General features: G+C 61.1%; 16 protein-coding genes. 8 read left to right on the top strand and 8 right to left on the bottom strand.

The genetic code is table 11. The features are described 5' to 3' along the window. Window positions 1–8 precede the first annotated feature (8 nt). Window positions 9–578, top strand: a complete 570-nt coding sequence (locus tag E5180_RS11435) for a peroxidase-related enzyme (protein ID WP_138924487.1) — start codon at window positions 9–11, stop codon at window positions 576–578. Then, window positions 575–1528, top strand: a complete 954-nt coding sequence (locus E5180_RS11430) for an OmpA family protein (RefSeq protein ID WP_138924486.1) — start codon at window positions 575–577, stop codon at window positions 1526–1528. The genes E5180_RS11435 and E5180_RS11430 overlap by 4 nt, the downstream gene beginning before the upstream one ends. A 94-nt stretch (window positions 1529–1622) precedes the next feature. Here the strand turns inward: E5180_RS11430 and E5180_RS11425 are convergent, their stop codons facing one another. The 3 genes from E5180_RS11425 to E5180_RS11415 form a co-directional block, all read right to left on the bottom strand. Further along, entirely contained in the window at window positions 1623–2528 is a 906-nt protein-coding gene (locus E5180_RS11425) for a LysR family transcriptional regulator (protein WP_093731537.1), read from the bottom strand. A gap of 126 nt (window positions 2529–2654) precedes the next feature. Then, on the bottom strand, window positions 2655–3596 hold the full coding sequence (locus E5180_RS11420; protein WP_093731536.1) for a zinc transporter ZntB: 942 nt from the start codon (window positions 3594–3596) through the stop codon (window positions 2655–2657). Between the two features lie 135 nt (window positions 3597–3731). Beyond that, window positions 3732–5759: an NADPH-dependent 2,4-dienoyl-CoA reductase gene (locus E5180_RS11415; protein ID WP_138924485.1), complete on the bottom strand. Its 2028-nt coding sequence runs from the start codon at window positions 5757–5759 to the stop codon at window positions 3732–3734. 167 nt (window positions 5760–5926) lie between these two features. On the opposite strand from E5180_RS11415, the gene E5180_RS11410 reads away from it, so the two are divergent. After that, complete coding sequence (locus E5180_RS11410) at window positions 5927–6418, top strand: RNA pyrophosphohydrolase (protein WP_138924484.1); 492 nt, start codon at window positions 5927–5929, stop codon at window positions 6416–6418. Between the two features lie 210 nt (window positions 6419–6628). Continuing rightward, window positions 6629–7513 carry a formyltetrahydrofolate deformylase gene (gene purU / locus E5180_RS11405; RefSeq protein WP_138924483.1) on the top strand — a complete coding sequence of 295 codons (885 nt, stop codon included), beginning with the start codon at window positions 6629–6631 and terminating at the stop codon, window positions 7511–7513. 15 nt (window positions 7514–7528) lie between these two features. Here purU and E5180_RS11400 read toward each other — a convergent pair whose 3' ends face one another. The 3 genes from E5180_RS11400 to nth are packed head-to-tail and all read right to left on the bottom strand — an operon-like array spanning window position 7529 to window position 9749. Further along, a complete protein-coding gene (locus E5180_RS11400; RefSeq protein WP_138924482.1) occupies window positions 7529–8119 on the bottom strand; it encodes a GNAT family N-acetyltransferase in 591 nt (196 codons plus the stop codon). Next, window positions 8119–9108 (bottom strand): adenosine kinase, encoded by a 990-nt coding sequence (locus E5180_RS11395; protein ID WP_138924481.1) that lies wholly within the window; start codon window positions 9106–9108, stop codon window positions 8119–8121. Before E5180_RS11395 ends, E5180_RS11400 begins: the two co-directional genes overlap by 1 nt. Continuing rightward, entirely contained in the window at window positions 9105–9749 is a 645-nt protein-coding gene (gene nth, locus E5180_RS11390) for an endonuclease III (protein WP_138924480.1), read from the bottom strand. The genes E5180_RS11395 and nth overlap by 4 nt, the downstream gene beginning before the upstream one ends. Before the next feature lie 139 nt (window positions 9750–9888). On the opposite strand from nth, the gene E5180_RS11385 reads away from it, so the two are divergent. Together E5180_RS11385 and E5180_RS11380 are read left to right on the top strand one after the other, a co-directional pair. Then, entirely contained in the window at window positions 9889–10782 is an 894-nt protein-coding gene (locus E5180_RS11385) for a methylated-DNA--[protein]-cysteine S-methyltransferase (protein WP_138924479.1), read from the top strand. Between the two features lie 128 nt (window positions 10783–10910). Further along, entirely contained in the window at window positions 10911–11579 is a 669-nt protein-coding gene (locus E5180_RS11380; protein WP_138924478.1) for an OmpA family protein, read from the top strand. A gap of 94 nt (window positions 11580–11673) precedes the next feature. Here the strand turns inward: E5180_RS11380 and E5180_RS11375 are convergent, their stop codons facing one another. Beyond that, entirely contained in the window at window positions 11674–12705 is a 1032-nt protein-coding gene (locus E5180_RS11375) for an NAD(P)/FAD-dependent oxidoreductase (RefSeq protein ID WP_138924477.1), read from the bottom strand. 59 nt (window positions 12706–12764) lie between these two features. On the opposite strand from E5180_RS11375, the gene mnmD reads away from it, so the two are divergent. Next, window positions 12765–13436 carry a tRNA (5-methylaminomethyl-2-thiouridine)(34)-methyltransferase MnmD gene (gene mnmD / locus E5180_RS11370; protein ID WP_138924476.1) on the top strand — a complete coding sequence of 224 codons (672 nt, stop codon included), beginning with the start codon at window positions 12765–12767 and terminating at the stop codon, window positions 13434–13436. Next, window positions 13433–14341: a DMT family transporter gene (locus tag E5180_RS11365; protein ID WP_138924475.1), complete on the top strand. Its 909-nt coding sequence runs from the start codon at window positions 13433–13435 to the stop codon at window positions 14339–14341. Before mnmD ends, E5180_RS11365 begins: the two co-directional genes overlap by 4 nt. On the opposite strand, the gene E5180_RS11360 is transcribed toward E5180_RS11365, so the two are convergent. Further along, window positions 14297–16261 (bottom strand): lytic transglycosylase domain-containing protein, encoded by a 1965-nt coding sequence (locus tag E5180_RS11360; RefSeq protein WP_138924474.1) that lies wholly within the window; start codon window positions 16259–16261, stop codon window positions 14297–14299. The two genes, E5180_RS11365 and E5180_RS11360, sit on opposite strands and share 45 nt — an antisense overlap. Between the last annotated feature and the right edge of the window lie 62 nt (window positions 16262–16323).

The raw sequence follows: 16323 nt of genomic DNA, 5'->3' as shown, positions 1-16323 counted from the left end.
GCCGCCCCATGGCGCATGATACCCCCACTGCCCTGAACCTGCCGATGGTTGATCCGCTGCCCGAGGACACGCAGAAATACTTTGATGTCTGTCAGGAAAAGCTGGGGATGGTGCCGAATGTGCTGCAGGCCTATGCCTTTGACATGGACAAGCTGAACGCGTTTACCGCGATGTATAACGACCTGATGCTGGGCGCGTCGAACCTATCAAAGCTCGAGCGCGAGATGATCGCGGTCGTCGTGTCGTCGGTGAACAAATGCTACTATTGTCTGACGGCCCATGGCGCGGCCGTGCGGCAGTTGTCGGGCAACCCGATCCTCGGCGAACAGATGGTGATGAACTGGCGCGTCGCTGATCTGGACGCACGCCAAACCGCGATGCTGGCGTTCGCCGAACATCTGACCGTTGCCAGCGCCAAAACAACCGAGGCGGACCGTCAGGCGCTGCGCGATGTGGGCTTTTCGGACCGCGACATCTTTGACATCGCATCGGTCGCGGGGTTCTTCAACATGACCAACCGCGTCGCCAGCGCCACCGAGATGAAGCCGAACGACGGCTATCACGCGCAATTCAGATGATCAGCTGGCGTGCCGGGCTGATCTGGCTTTTGCTGGCGGGCGGGGCAAACGCATTGGAATTGTCCTTGCCCGCAGCGGCGCGGCAAACCGTGGCGCGCGATACCGGTCCCGATAGCTACCTTGCGCCGACCTCTGCCTATGAGGACGGCGGCTTTGCCAGCGTCACAATCGAAGGGGCCATCGCGCGATCGGCTTGGCGGCTGGAAGCGCCCGGCCTGACCCCCTTGCAGGTCATGCGGCCCTTGCGCACGCAGCTTGAAGCCGCGGACTACAGGATCGTGCTCGATTGCAGTGCTGTGGTTTGCGGGGGCTTTGATTTCCGCTTTGCGATTGAAACACTGCCCGCGCCGAACATGTATGTCGACCTGCGTCAGTACCAGTTTGTCACCGCCGTCAAAGGATCGCTGCAAGCGCCAGACGCGGTTGTGACGCTGTTGATCAGCACCACCGATACCTCTGCCTATCTTCAAATCGTGCAGGCCGATACCCAAGGGGGCGCAGCCGGTCCTGTGGCCTCGATTGTGACCCAAGATCCCCAACCAGCAGCCCCTGACGCTCCCGCGCAAAGCCCGTCCAAGATGGCATCTGCGTTGGAGAAATTCGGCCATGTCGTGCTCGCGGCGCTGGATTTCGATACCGGCACTGCGGCCTTGGGACAGGGGGAGTTCGACGCGCTGGTCAATCTTGCGGCGGTGCTGAAGGATCAACCCGATCTGCGGATTGCTCTGGTGGGGCACACGGACAGCGTAGGGGGGCTACAGGGCAATATCACGCTGTCGAAAAACCGCGCGGCAGCGGTCCGGCAGCGGTTGATCGCGGCGCATGGAATCGCGGCCGACCGGATCGACGCGCAGGGCATGGGGTATCTGTCGCCGATTGCATCTAATCAAACGGAAGCGGGGCGGGATGCGAACCGCCGTGTCGAAGCCGTCCTGTTGCCCGCCAGCTGAATACCGCACACAGAAAAATCCCCGCTGCCCTGAAAAGGGAGCGGGGTCGGCCACATGCGGGCCAAGTTCACCGAGGGCAGTTGGTGATCTCGTGTTACCAGTCCGTAGGACCTTTTTCGGCAAAGGTATGGGCTAGAAAATCAATGAAAGCGCGCACCTTGGGCTGGGTGAACCGACCCGGAGGATAGACGGCATAGATGCCTTGGGTTTCGGGCGGCAGATCGGGGATCGCATCTTCGACCAGCCCTTTTTCCATCGCGTCAGCGTAAAGAAAGCTGGGCAGATAGGCTATGCCAAGACCCGAGATGGCGGCATTCAGCAGCGATTGCCCATCATTGACCGACAGCCAGCCCGCCGTGCGCACCTGACGCTTTTCGCCCGAGGGGGAGGTCAGCTTCCACATATTGCCGCTGGATTGGTTCGAATAATGCAGCAGCTTGTGATCGTTCAGATCGTCGATCTTTTCGGGGCGGCCGTATTTCTCGAAATAACCGGGCGACGCGATCATGCGTTTGGTCGTCTCGGTCAGTTTGCGGGCGCGTAGGGTGCTGTCTTCCAGCTCTCCGATACGGACAGCCATGTCGAAGCCTTCGCTGATCAGTTCAACATAGCGGTTGTTCAGCACCATGTTGACGGTGATATCGGGGAAATCGGCCAGAAAGTCGGACAGGGCAGGCGACAGGTGATTGACGCCAAAATCGGTCGCAACAGAGATGCGCAGCAGCCCTGAAGGGGCCGATTGCATCGACGTCACCAGCGCATCGGCTTCGCCCGCATCATTCAACACACGGCGGGCGCGGTCATAATAGGCAAGGCCGATCTCTGTCGGGCTGACACGGCGGGTCGTCCGGTTCAGCAACCGCGCCCCAAGCCGCGCCTCTAGCGATGAGACATGTTTGGATACAGCGGATTTGGAGATACCCATCTTTTTGGCAGCATCGGTAAAGCCACCTTGGTCCACGACCGTGGCGAATGCTTCCATCTCTGTCAGGCGGTCCATACCCGTCCCCTTTCATCATCTGCGTCTGAAAATGGTATGGCGGCCAAATCAGGCAGGATCACGGCAGTGGTGAGACAGTGGAGAGGTATTTGTAGGGATCGTTCGCGGCGGGGAAACAGGCGGGGACTAGATCCAGCGCACCAGTTTCAGGGCCAGAAACATCAGCAGCGCCAGTCCGACCATGCCCAGACACAAAATGGCAAATGCCCATGGATGATCCACACCCGGCATCCCGCCGACGTTGACCCCGAACAGACCGGTCAGAAACCCCAGCGGCAGAAAGATCGCGGCAGCCACCGAAAGCACATACCCATGCCGCGCCTGCCGTTGCGCCGTATTGGCGTCATGCTCTTCCTGAACCGACACCAGACGGTCGCGCAATTCGTCCAACTCTTCGACGGCAATCAGCGCGCTGTTGGCTTGTTCGCGCAGTTCCAGCTGGCTGTCGTCAGGGATCAACGGAATATCAAAGGCTGCAAGCTTGGTCAGGGCCACCCGTTGCGGATCAAGATAGCGCCGCAGCCGGATCACGCTGCGCCGGATTTCGGGCAGTTCGTGCGGCATCGGGGTGTTCTTGTCTTCTAGATCGTCCTCAAAGAACTCCGCCTGTTCATCCAGCCCCGCGACGTGTTCTTGCACCCGTTGGGTCAGACGGCCCACCAGTTCCTCAAGGAACTCGGCAGGGCTGGGAGGGGCCTTTTGCGCTTCGGCGTCGCGGCGGATCGCGTCGATGGCAAAGACTTTCTTGCGGCGCACGGTGATCAGCAGGTCGGAATCCACATACATCCGCACCGATACCATTTCATCGGCGTCCTGCCCCTCGTTCATGTTAATGCCACGCAGGTTCAGGATCAGCCCGCCTTCAAAGCGGTCACAGCGCGGGCGGGTCTGTTTCTGGATCAGCGATCCGGCGGGGATTTCATGCAGATGTTCGCGCACCCAAGGGTCGAGCATCGGGTCAGCCAGATCAAAGTGCCACCAGCGATAAATGCCCGGCCCAGTCAGCTTTGTATCGGCGGGCACCTGGGTCGTGCCGTCGGCAAAGATATCGAAAACGCAAATCGGCATGGCCACACCCTGAAACAACTATTTATCCCGCGCATTTTGACAGACCGGAGCCGAGGCGCAAGCCGTGCTGCTTGGGTAAGGCAGGCAAAGGGCAGGGCAGGCCGCCACAGCCTGCCCTAATGTCGGAACGATAGCTTACAGCGCGGCGGCCAGACGGGTGCCTTGGTCAATCGCACGTTTCGCATCAAGCTCAGCCGCGACATCCGCGCCACCGATAACGTGACAAGGGATGCCTTTGGCTTCAAGCGCATCGGCAAGCGACCGGTCCGACAGCTGGCCCGCGCAAAGCACAATAGTATCGGCCGCGATCACCTGCGGCTTTTCGCGCGCTTCGCCAAAGCTGATGTGCAGCCCCGCTGCGTCGATCTTTTCGTAGTTCACGCCCGCAATCATCTGCACGTTTTTCATGGTCAGGGATGCGCGGTGGATCCATCCGGTCGTTTTTCCCAGGCCTTTGCCGACCTTGGTGGTCTTGCGCTGCAACATGGTGACTTCGCGGGCAGGGGCGTGGGGTTGCGGCCCTTCGGGCGCGAGGCCAGAGCGGTGTACGGCAGGGTCCGTGACGCCCCATTCCTTCATCCACTCGGGTAGGTTGGTCGTGGTGCTTTCACCATCGTGGACCAGATGTTCAGACACATCGAACCCGATGCCGCCCGCACCGATCACGGCGACCTTTTGGCCCGCCGTATCGGTGCCGTTCAGGATATCGATATAGCTGACGACATTGCCTGCGTCCTGACCGGGGATTTGCGGATCACGTGGGACAACACCGGTGGCGATGATCACCTCGTCATAATCGCCCAGATCGTTGGCCGAGACTTCGGTGTTCAACTGGACCGCGACACCATGCTCTTTGATCATCGCGCGGTACCAGTCGACGAGGCCCCAGAATTCCTCTTTGCCGGCGACCTGCTTGGCAAGGTTCAACTGGCCGCCAATCTCTGATGCGCGGTCAAAGATCGTGACCTTGTGGCCGCGCTCTGCCGCCGTGATGGCCGCTGACAGACCCGCAGGGCCGGCCCCCACCACAGCGATGGATTTGACCGCATCGGCGGGATCGACGCGCAGTTCGGTTTCATAGCAGGCGCGCGGGTTGACCAGACAGGTAGAGATTTTGCCGCCAAAGGTATGGTCCAGACAGGCCTGATTGCAGGCGATACATGGTGCGATCTGGTCGGACTTGCCTGCCGCTGCCTTGGCGACGAAATCGGCATCGGCCAGCATGGGACGCGCCATCGACACCATATCAGCGCAGCCGTCCACCAGAACCTCTTCGGCGACTTCGGGGGTGTTGATCCGGTTGGAGGTGATGAGCGGGATGCCCACCTGACCCATCAGCTTTTTCGTGACCCATGCAAAGGCCGCCCGCGGCACAGAGGTCTGGATCGTCGGGATGCGCGCCTCGTGCCAGCCGATGCCGGTATTGATGATCGTGGCCCCTGCGGCCTCAACCGCCTTGGCAAGCTGGACGACCTCATCGAATGTCGATCCGTTAGGGATCAGGTCGATCATCGACAGACGGTATATGAGGATGAAGTCAGGGCCCACGGCCTCGCGCACGCGGCGCACGACCTCGACGGGTAGCTTCATGCGGTTCTCGTATGACCCGCCCCATTCGTCCTCGCGCTTGTTGGTGTGGGTGACAAGAAACTGGTTCAGGAAATACCCTTCGGACCCCATCACCTCTACCCCGTCATAGCCCGCTTGTTTGGCACGCAGGGCGCAGGCGGCGATATCGCTGATCTGCTTTTCAATGCCGTCGGCGTCCAGCTCTTTCGGGGCGAACATCGAGATCGGGGATTTGATCGCCGAAGGGGCCACGCAGTCGGGGCTAAAGGCATAGCGACCCGCGTGCAGGATTTGCATCGCGATCTTGCCGCCGGCCTCGTGGACGCGGTCGGTGACGATGCTGTGGTTGTCCACGTCCTTTTGCGAGACCATCATTGCCGCACCATGGGCGACCGACCCTTCGGGGTTCGGGCCAATGCCACCCGTGACCATCAACCCCACATCCCCGCGTGCACGGGTGGCATAGAATTCGGCAACGCGGTTCCAATCCTGCGTTTCCTCAAGCCCGGTATGCATAGACCCCATCAGCACGCGGTTTTTCAACGTCGTGAACCCCAGATCAAGCGGGGCAAGAAGGTGCGGATAGTCGGACATTTGGCAAACCTTTCGAGGGCTGAATGTATGGTGCTGGGCAGTTCTGTGCTGCAGTTCACCCCAAGCCTGCGGTCCTGTCACGCACAACGCTGCGTAAGCCAATATACATGGCTGCGGGATTCGTGCTAACGCCCGTGGGACTTCTCTTGCCGCGAAAGGCCCCTGACATGACGCCAGACGAAATCGCCCAACTGCCCTATCGCCCCTGTGTCGGGGTCATGCTGGTCAATGCCGACGGGCACGTGTTTGTCGGGCAGCGTCGGGACCGCGATCAGGACGCATGGCAGATGCCACAAGGTGGCGTCGAAAAGGGTGAACACGCCGAAGTCGCCGCCCTGCGCGAGCTGGAGGAAGAAACCGGCATCCCCCCAAGCTCTGTCACAGTGGTGGCACAGACCGAGGGATGGCTGCCGTATGACCTGCCGGTCGATCTGGTGCCCAACATTTGGAAAGGCCAGTTCCGCGGGCAAGAGCAGAAATGGTTCCTGCTGCGCTTTCACGGGTCGGACGACGAGATCAACCTTGATACCGAACACCCCGAATTTTCTGACTGGCGCTGGCTGCCGGTGCACGATCTGGTCGACAACATCGTACCCTTCAAGCGCGAGGTCTATACCGCCGTGGTCAACGCCTTTGCAGACCATTTCGCGAACGCCTGACACACGGGCGCGCGACGTTCGACTTTTGCCCGATTGCGTAGCGGATATGGTCCAATGTGCATGATCGGAAACCGATTGCGTTGATTTGGCGGGTACCACTGTCGGTCGTTCCCTTTTTTGCGCATCGCGAACTTGACGGGGCAGGGACGGATAGGAAACAGGTGGCTATCGGCGCGCGACGTCGGACCGTCTAGCCACAGGATACACCCGATGAAGACATATGCCCTGACCGTGAAATGCCCCTCTGCGCGTGGGGTCGTCGCGGCGATCGCGAATTATCTGGCCGATCAAGACTGCAACATCTCTGACAGCTCTCAGTTCGACGACAAGGAAACCGGCGGTTTCTTCATGCGCGTCAGCTTTGAAAGCGAGGCCGACGTTGATCTGGCGACGCTCTCGGACGGCTTTGCCGATGCGGCGCGGCCCTTTGACATGGCCTATGAGTTCCACGACGAGGCGGTAAAGATGAAAGTCGTCATCATGGTCTCGCGCTTTGGGCATTGCCTGAATGACCTGCTGTACCGCTGGCGCATCGGCGCGCTGCCGATTGATATCGTCGCGGTGGTGTCCAACCATATGGAGTATCAAAAGGTCGTCGTGAACAACGACATCCCGTTCCACTGCATCAAGGTCACGCCAGAAAACAAGGCCGACGCCGAAGCGCGGATCATGGCGGTGGTCGAAGACGCGGGGGCCGAGCTGATTGTGCTGGCGCGTTACATGCAAATCCTGTCGGACGAGATGTGCCAAAAGATGTCGGGGCGGATCATCAATATCCACCACTCGTTCCTGCCCAGTTTCAAGGGAGCGAACCCCTATAAGCAGGCGTTCCAACGCGGGGTAAAGCTGATCGGGGCGACGTCGCATTACGTGACCGCCGATCTCGACGAAGGGCCGATCATCGAGCAGGACATCGTGCGCGTCACCCATGCGCAATCTGCCGAAGACTATGTTTCGCTCGGGCGAGATGTCGAAAGTCAGGTGTTGGCGCGGGCGATCCACGCGCATATCCACCGGCGCGTGTTTGTGAATGGCAACAAGACGGTGGTCTTTCCTGCCTCGCCGGGGTCCTACGCCTCTGAACGGATGGGGTGATCGGCGCGGGGGGCGCTAGCCGATAGTCGGCACATGCGCCCCTGCATCCTTTTCCAGCAGATCGATCAAGCGCGGATCATCCGCGACCTCGACCTGCCGTTTGAACGGGGCAAACCCGCTGCGGATATAAAAGGACAGTGCCTGCGGACTGTCGAGCGTGCAGGTATGCAGATGAAACCGCGAGATCGGCCGCGCCCAGGCGGTACGGATCGCGTGGTTCATCAGATAGCGCCCTGCACCCGACCCGATCAGCGTGGGCGTTAGGCCAAAATAAGCCAGCTCGCAAGTGCCGTCGGCGGTGAACTTGAGCTCGAGCAGCGCCTCGTCACGGCCATCTTTCGTCAGCGTGAAAAACTGCGTGTCCACGTCCGACAAAAGCGCCTGCAATTCGGCGTCAGTTTTTGTGAGACGTCCGAACCACAGCCAGTCCTTACCGACACGGCGAAAGATATCACGGTACCAGTCCAGCGTTGGTGTCAGCGCGCGCAAGGTCAGGCCCTCGGGGGCGGGGACATCGCGCAAGGGCGCGGCCTCGCGCATCTCAAGATGCGTGACGACCATCGCCAGCTTGCCAAGCGGTACTTCGTGGTATCCGTCCGTCAGCATCAGACCAGCCCTTGCTCTTTGAACAGGGCCATCATCGAGGTTTGCGGGCGCGGGCCAATGTGGCTGATGACCTCGGCCGCGCAGATGTTGCCCATCTTGCCGCATGTCTCGAGGTCACGACCCGTGGCCATGCCATAGAGGAATCCTGCCGCGAATTGATCGCCCGCGCCGGTGGCATCGACTGGCACGACCTTTTCGACGGGCACATCAACGCGTTCCTCGCCGCGCTTCAGCGTGACCCCGTCGCCCGAGCGGGTGCAGACCACCAGCGGGCAAATCTCGGCCGTTTTGGCCAGAGCGACTTCGGTATCGTCGGTTTCCCACAGGGCGCGGAGTTCGGCTTCGTTGCCGATGACATAGCCCAAATCGTTTTCGATCAGCGCAAGAAAGTCATCCCGGTGGCGTTCCACGCAGAAGGGGTCGGAAATAGCGATCCCCGCCATGCCGCCCCCCGCCGTTGCCGCCCGCGCCGCTTCGCGGAATGCGGTTTTGCCGGCGTCGTGGTCAAAAAGGTAGCCCTCGAGGAACATCAGCTTGGCCTTGGACGTCACCGCCTGCGGTACGTCGTCCGAGGTAAGCCCCGTCGAGATGCCAAGATAGGTGTTCAACGAGCGTTCCCCATCCGGGGTCACAAAGATCATGCAGCGCGAGGTTGGGTTCTCGCCCTCGGCCACAGGGGCGTTGACAAAATCGATGCCGATGTCGGTCATCGCTTTGGCATAGAACTGGCCCAGTTCATCATCGCGGACCCGCCCGATAAAGGCCGTGGACAGGCCAAGCGCACCGATGCCCGCGATGGTATTGGCGACCGACCCGCCTGGGGTCTGCAGTCGGTCCTGCATCGTGGCATAAAGGCTTTCGGCGCGGTCACGCTCTACCAGTTGCATGATGCCTTTTTCGATGCCGTTGTCGTTCAGAAACGTGTCATCCGCATGCGAGATCACATCGACAACGGCGTTGCCGATGCCAACCACTTCGTATTGGGTCATTCGGTTTTTTCCTCATAGGGGCAAAGGTCACGGATGATGCAGGTTCTGCACAAAGGTTTGCGTGCTTTGCAATGGTATCGCCCGTGCAGGATCATCCAGTGGTGGGCATGGTGTTGGAAATCAACGGGAATATTGTCTTCGATGGCGCGCTCTACCGCGTCCACGGTTTTGCCGGGCGCGATCAGGGTGCGGTTGCCAACGCGAAAGATATGGGTGTCGACCGCTTGGGCCGGATACTGCCACCACATGTTCAGCACGACATTCGCCGTCTTGCGGCCCACACCCGGCAGCGATTGCAGCGCCGCACGGCTGTTGGGCACGACCCCGTCATAGTCATCCACCAGAAGCTGGCTGAGCTTCATGACGTTTTTGGCTTTTTGGCGGAACAGGCCGATAGATTTGATATGTTCGGTCAACCCGTCCAGCCCGAGGTCCAGCATCTGCTGTGGATGCTCGACGATCTCGAACAGGGATTTCGTGGCCTTGTTCACCCCCGCATCCGTCGCCTGCGCGCTCAGCGCGACAGCGACCAGCAATGTATAGACGTTGGTGTGATCCAGCTCGCCTTTTGGCTCCGCCTCGGCATCCTGAAAGCGGGTAAAAATCTCGCGGATCGTGTGATAATCAAGGGTTTTGGCCATGCGCCAAGGTATGCGTGGTTTCGCCCCCTAGGGCAAGCCGCGCAGGGCGATTTTCGCGCGGTCGCTGCGGTAGATGGTGCCGGCCATTAGGCGCATGTTTCGGGTCGCGCGCGCGCGGGCCCTGCCGTAGTCTGCGAGCATGACACATACGCAACCCCAGCCCCAGACACCCGCCCCCGATGAAGCCGCCACCGCAGGCGACAGCGCCTACCATTACGGCGTAATGCGGCGGGCGATTGATCTGATAGACGCCGCCGCCGATCCGCTGGCGTTGGACCAGATTGCTGGCGAAATGGGGATGAGCCCGGCCCATTTTCAGCGGCTTTTCTCGCAGTGGGTGGGCGTGTCGCCCAAACGCTATCAGCAATACCTGATGCTGGATCACGCCAAATCACTGCTGCGCGATCGCTTTACCACGCTGGACACGGCGCATGAGCTGGGGCTGTCCGGTTCGGGTCGTTTGCACGATATGTTTCTGCGATGGGAGGCGATGAGCCCCGGTGATTTTGCCCGTAAGGGTGAGGGGCTTGTGATATCGTGGGGGTGGTTCGACAGCCCCTTTGGCCCTGCGCTGGTCATGGGCACGCCACGGGGAATATGCGGGCTCGCCTTTTCGGCAGAAATGGGCACCGACGCCGCGATGGAGGATTTGTGCCGCCGCTGGCCGGGGGCGCGTTTTTGCGAAGATCCGGCACTGCTGCAGGACTGGGTGCAGATTGCATTCGGCGTGCAGGGGGGCGGGGCAGAGAAGGCTCCGATGTATCTGATCGGCGCGCCGTTCCAGATCAAAGTGTGGGAGGCGCTGCTGGCGATCCCGTCGGGCCATGTCACCACTTATTCCGAGATCGCCCAAACAATTGGCACGCCCAAAGCGGTGCGGGCCGTGGGCACAGCGGTGGGGCGCAACCCGATCAGCTGGCTGATCCCCTGCCACCGCGCCTTGCGCAAATCCGGCGGCTTGGGAGGCTATCACTGGGGATTGCCGGTCAAGCGTGTCATGCTGGCGTTTGAATCTGCCCGCGCTGATGCCTGACAGGCCGTCGGCGGGTTGCTGCCTATGCACATAATCCTGCCGGTTCAACGGGAACAAAGGCTGGTGTAAGGCGTTATGTGAAGATTGCCTCGCCCGAACGGGGCCACAACTTAAAGGCAGAATAAGATATGACATTTTCGAAAACCTCTATTGCTGTAGCTCTGACAAGCGTTCTGGCGCTGGCTGCTTGTGAACCCGGTCCGATTGGCGGCAACCCCAACGACCCGAACGCCAACACACGTAACGGTGCGCTGATCGGTGCAGGTACCGGTGCCGTGATCGGCGCGCTGTCCAAAGGTGACGGCAACCGCGCACAAGGCGCGTTGGCCGGTGCGGTTGCAGGCGGTGCATTGGGCGCTGGCTATGGCTATTCGCTGGACAAGCAAGAGGCCGACCTGCGCCGTCAGCTGGATTCCGACGTCATCATCACCAACACTGGTGACCGCCTGATTGTGACCCTGCCACAGGACATTCTGTTCGCGACAGACAGCACGCAGGTTCAGTCCGGCATGCAGAACGACTTGGCCGCCTTGGCACGCAACGTGAACGTGTACAGCAATTCCACGCTGCAAGTCATCGGTCACACCGACAGCGATGGCCAAGCGTCCTATAACCAGCAACTGTCCGAAGGCCGTGCGCGCGCCGTCGCAAACGTGCTGGTGTCCAATGGCGTCCCAGGCAGCCGTATCCGGTCTGTGGGCCGCGGTGAAAGCCAGCCGGTTGCAAGCAACTTGAACGCAGCCGGCAAATCACAAAACCGCCGCGTTGAGATCGTGATCCTGCCAAACGCTGGCTAAGCTTTGGCGTCACTCATCTGAAAGGGCCTCGGCATATGCCGGGGCCCTTTTGCGTTTCAGCTGCGGTGAAAAATGGTGGGACGGGGCGTCAGGGTCAAAGATTGTCTTCGACGCGAAACCCGTCAGGGATGATATCGCGCCCTTCCAGCATCAGATCAGCCATGACGTGAGCCACCTTAGGGGCCATGCCGAACCCGATCTTGAACCCGCCATTGGCTACGAAATGGCCGGGTTTGTCGGGCAAGCCGCCCAACATCGGGGCACGACTACGGCTGCGCGGGCGCACACCGGCCCAGCGGGTGATGACCGGCGCATCGCGTAAGACGGGCACCGCAGCACGCGCCGCCGCAATCACATCATCAAGCTGTGCATCGGTCTGGTCGGGCGTGGTATAGTTCCGCTCGGTGGTCGACCCAATGGCGACAGTGCCGTCGCTATGCGGGATCATATGCACGCCCCCTGCAAAAAGCTGCGGCAGGCCGCCTGCGTCATACCGCAACAGCGCTGCCTGACCTTTGACACCAGCGCCCACAAGGCGCGTGTGATTGGCGGTCATCTGCTCTAGCCCGGCGACGCCTGTTGCCCACAGCACCTGTCCGCGATCCGCACTCTCGGCCTGTACAGTCACGCCCTTGGCCGCCAGTGCCCGCACCAGCGCGTCACAGGCGCGGCGGGGGTGGATCAGGCCGCTGAGCGTGTCGTAGATCAACCAGCCGGTCGGGCTGTCGGGCTGCCATTCTGTATCAGTCGCGCGGATCACGGACCATGTGGCCTGACCTTGCCACAGCGCCTTGGCCGTTTCGGTCCGCTGCTGCGCCAATGCCAGTGCTGCGTCATCCGCGACGGGTTGTAGTCGCCCCTTGCGGGCATAACCCGCGATGCCACCGCCCGCTTGTTCAACCTCTTGCCAGAAGCCTTCAGCCATTAGCAAACTGTCGCGTTGAAAGGCTTTCTTGGCGTTCCAGTTCTCGGGCACATGCGGGGCCAGCGCGCCGACGATGCCGCCGCTGCTGCCTGCAGCTGGCCCGTTCGGGTCAACGATCTGCACCGTAGCCCCGCGTTGCACGCAGGCCCATGCCACCGACAGGCCGAATATCCCCGCGCCGCGTATCGTGATTTCGGCCATTGCCAATCCTTGCCCTTTTTGCGCAGTGTTCGGCAAAGCCCATAGCACAAGGCCATCCCATGGAGAACCAGACAGCTGAGATTGAATGGAAAGACAGCGGCGTTCCGGTGTCCTCGAAATTCGATGATCCGTACTTCAGTCTTGATAACGGGGTAGAGGAAACGCAGCATGTCTTTATCGAAGGCAACGATCTGGCCAACCGCTTCCGCGACGGGTTCCGCATCGCAGAGTTGGGGTTCGGGACAGGGCTGAATTTTCTCGTGGCCTGGGACGCATGGGTGCGCAACGGCGCGAAAGGCGCGCTGCATTTCACCTCGTTCGAAGCCTTCCCGCTGTCGTCCGAAGATATGGCGCAAGCGCATCGGTCATTTCCCGATTTCGACGGCAAGCGTGACGCGTTGCTTGCCGCGTGGTCACCCAAGGGCGGAGAGATGCGCTTTGGCGATGTGGTGCTGACTGTGGTCATTGGCGATGCGCGACGCGCGGTGCCGGCATGGGGCGGTCTGGCGGATGCATGGTTCCTTGACGGATTCTCCCCCGCCAAAAACCCCGAGCTGTGGGAGCCGGACCTGCTGCATGATGTGGCGCGTCACACGGCACCATTCGGGACCGCTGCGACCTATACTGCCGCCGGTGCGGTACGCCGAGCACTGGAAAGCGCGGGCTTCGCGGTGGAACGCACGACCGGCTATGGCCGCAAACGGCATATGACCCGCGCCGTGCGCGTATGAGCATGGCAACCAACCGCGCGGCTGCGTCGGCGCAGTCGAACAACATCCCGCTTGGCATCACCCTGATGGTGATCACGACCTTTGTCTTTGCGGTGCAGGACGGGCTGTCGCGGCATCTTGCGTCTGAATACAATGTGATGATGGTCGTGATGATCCGCTACTGGTTCTTTGCGGCCTTTGTGATTGCGCTGGCCAAACGCCATGCGGGTGGGCTGCGTGCTGCCGCACGGACCAGCCAGCCGGTGCTCCAGATCTTTCGCGGATTGCTGCTGGCGGCAGAGATTTGCGTGATGATTGTTGCCTTCACCATCCTTGGCCTTGTGGAAAGCCACGCGGTCTTTACCTGCTATCCGCTGCTGGTGGCCGCATTGTCCGGCCCCGTCTTGGGCGAGAGCGTCGGCTGGCGCAGGTGGGCGGCGATCGGGGTCGGCTTTATCGGGGTACTGATCATCTTGCAGCCGGGGATGAACGTCTTTGACCCTGCCGCCGTGATCCCGCTGTTGGCCGCTGCGATGTTCGCGGTCTACGGGCTGCTGACGCGCTATGTCGGGCGTAAGGACAAAACCGCAACGAGCTTTTTCTGGACCGGCGTGACCGGTTCGGTGGCGATGACGGCCACCGGCATCTGGTATTGGGAGCCGATGATCGCCAGCGACTGGTTGATCATGGCCTGCCTGTGCATCACCGGCGTCACCGGGCACTGGCTGCTGATCCGCTGCTATGAAGTGGCTGAAGCCAGCGCCGTCCAGCCCTTTGCCTATTTGCAGCTGGTGTTTGCCGCGATCATCGGAATTTCGATCTTTGGCGAAACGGTACGCACCAATGTTGCCATCGGTGCGGCCTTAATCGTCGCGGCGGGGCTATTCACCTTTTGGCGCGAACGGCAAAAGGGTCGTGCCCGTTAGCTCCTCGGTAAAGGGTTGGGGCAGGGGGTCTTTGCCCATGCGTGCGCGGTAGACGGGGAGGCTTTCCGTCACCCGCATCACATAGTTCTGGGTTTCGCGGAACGGAATCATCTCGATCCAGTCGACGATATCAATGTCGCCTTCGCGCGGGTCGCCATAGGCGTCCATCCAGCGCGTCGGGCGCGAGGGGCCGGCGTTATACGCGGCAGAAACCATCACGACATTCCCGTTAAACCGCCCCGCCATCTGCGACAGGTATTCGGACCCCAGCAAAGCGTTGTATTCCGGGTCGGCGGTCAGCCGGTCAGTGGTGTGTAAGGCGCTGATATCCAGATCGCGTGCGACATCCTTAGCCGTGGCGGGCATCAGCTGCATCAGGCCACGTGCGCCCACATGGCTTTGCACCACGGGGTCGAATTCGCTTTCGCGGCGGGCAATGGCCAGTACCATTTCAGGTGCCATATTCAGGTCGAGCTTGATCGCGTCGTGCAGCGCGTAATAGGGGCCTGCGATGGTGATGCCCCGCTGTGCTACGCGTTTGCCGATCATGACCGCCAAATGCGGCTGGCCCACATCCATTGCGGCCTGACCCAACAGCGTGGCGTCTTCGGTGATCAGCTGTTCTGCCAGATGGGTCCAGAACCGTTCCGCTGTCGACAGCTCGCCAGAGGCTTGCAGCAGCAATCCGGCCTGAAACAACGGAGCCTGAGCGAGCGCGGATGAACGCCAGTCCTGTTCGGGGCGCGGTCCTGCAAGGCTGGTATCAAACGGCAGGTTGCCGCGTTCTGCGGCAAGCAAGCCATAGAACGACGATTGGAATTTGGCCCCTTGCGCATAGGCTTTGGCGGCACCTTCGGCATCGTCCATGGCCTCAAACGCGCGGCCTTGCCAATAGCCTGCACGCCCTTGGCTGATGGGCGATTCAACCGCGCCATCATGGGCCTGAAAATGACCAAGTGCCAGCTTTGGATCCTTGAGGAAGCGCAGGGCGATATAGCCAGACAGCCATTCCAGATCAGCAAAGTGCGATCCTTCCGTCAGGAAGTGTTTCGATGCCATCTGATAGGCGCGGGCGGGATCACCAGTGCGCATTTCATTGCGGGCAAGGGCGCGGCGGCGGTTGGCCCATGCCGCGGGCTGGCCTAGGGCCGCCGCGCTGGTGGACTGCGACAGCATCAAATCCTTGGCGCTGTCGCTAAATCCTTTGCGGATGCGCCACTCGAACCGGTCGGCTTGCAGACCCGGATCGCTTTTTTCGCTGGCGGGCAGGGCTTCGATCAACGCGTTCACGTCGCCTTCGCGGTTCTGCAACGCAATACGAGTTTCAGCCAATGCCTTGTCGCCGTCGCCGACCAGATCGAACATCTGGCGGGCCTCGGCGTGTTCGCGCTGCCACAGCATCTCTTCCAGTCTGGCGGCGTGATGGCCCTTGAGCAGGGCGCCATGCGCGTCGATGAATTTTGCCTGTTCGTTCCCGCTCATGGGGAGGGTACGCCAGGCGAGTACCAGCCGCGCCTGCGCCTCGCCCGAACGATCAGCGCGGACCAGTGCGGCCGCATGGGCCAGCACCGCATCGGGGGTCTGGGGGCCTTGTGCCGTAAAGAAATCCAGCACCGCTTTGTCGCCTTCGCGTAGGACGGCGTCTTCGGATTGTCTGCGCAAATAAGCCTCGCCCGGCCAATCGGGGCGGCGCTTGAGAAAGTCGGTCACTTCGGCATAGGTGCCGCGTCCCGACCTCAGACGATGCCATTCGATAATATCTACCGCCACGGCCCCGTCGCGCCGCGCGATCAGCGCCGCGTTGTCCCAACTGCCCGAACGCATTGCATCCATCGCCCAGCCAAGCGGGCGGGGCCGTTCCGCATATGCCGGAACGGAGAGGGCAAAAACCATCGTCAGCGTCGCCAAGGCGCGTCTCATCACTTGCAATTCCTACTGGTCAAAGGCTACAGCCTTGCAACATACGTCACGGCGCGAGGGTT

The sequence above is a fragment of the Sulfitobacter sp. BSw21498 genome, assembly GCF_006064855.1.
In the GTDB taxonomy this organism is placed as follows: Bacteria; Pseudomonadota; Alphaproteobacteria; order Rhodobacterales; family Rhodobacteraceae; genus Sulfitobacter.
Note: the sequence above shows the minus strand (reverse complement) of the source record. Positions and strands in the feature narration are given on the sequence as shown.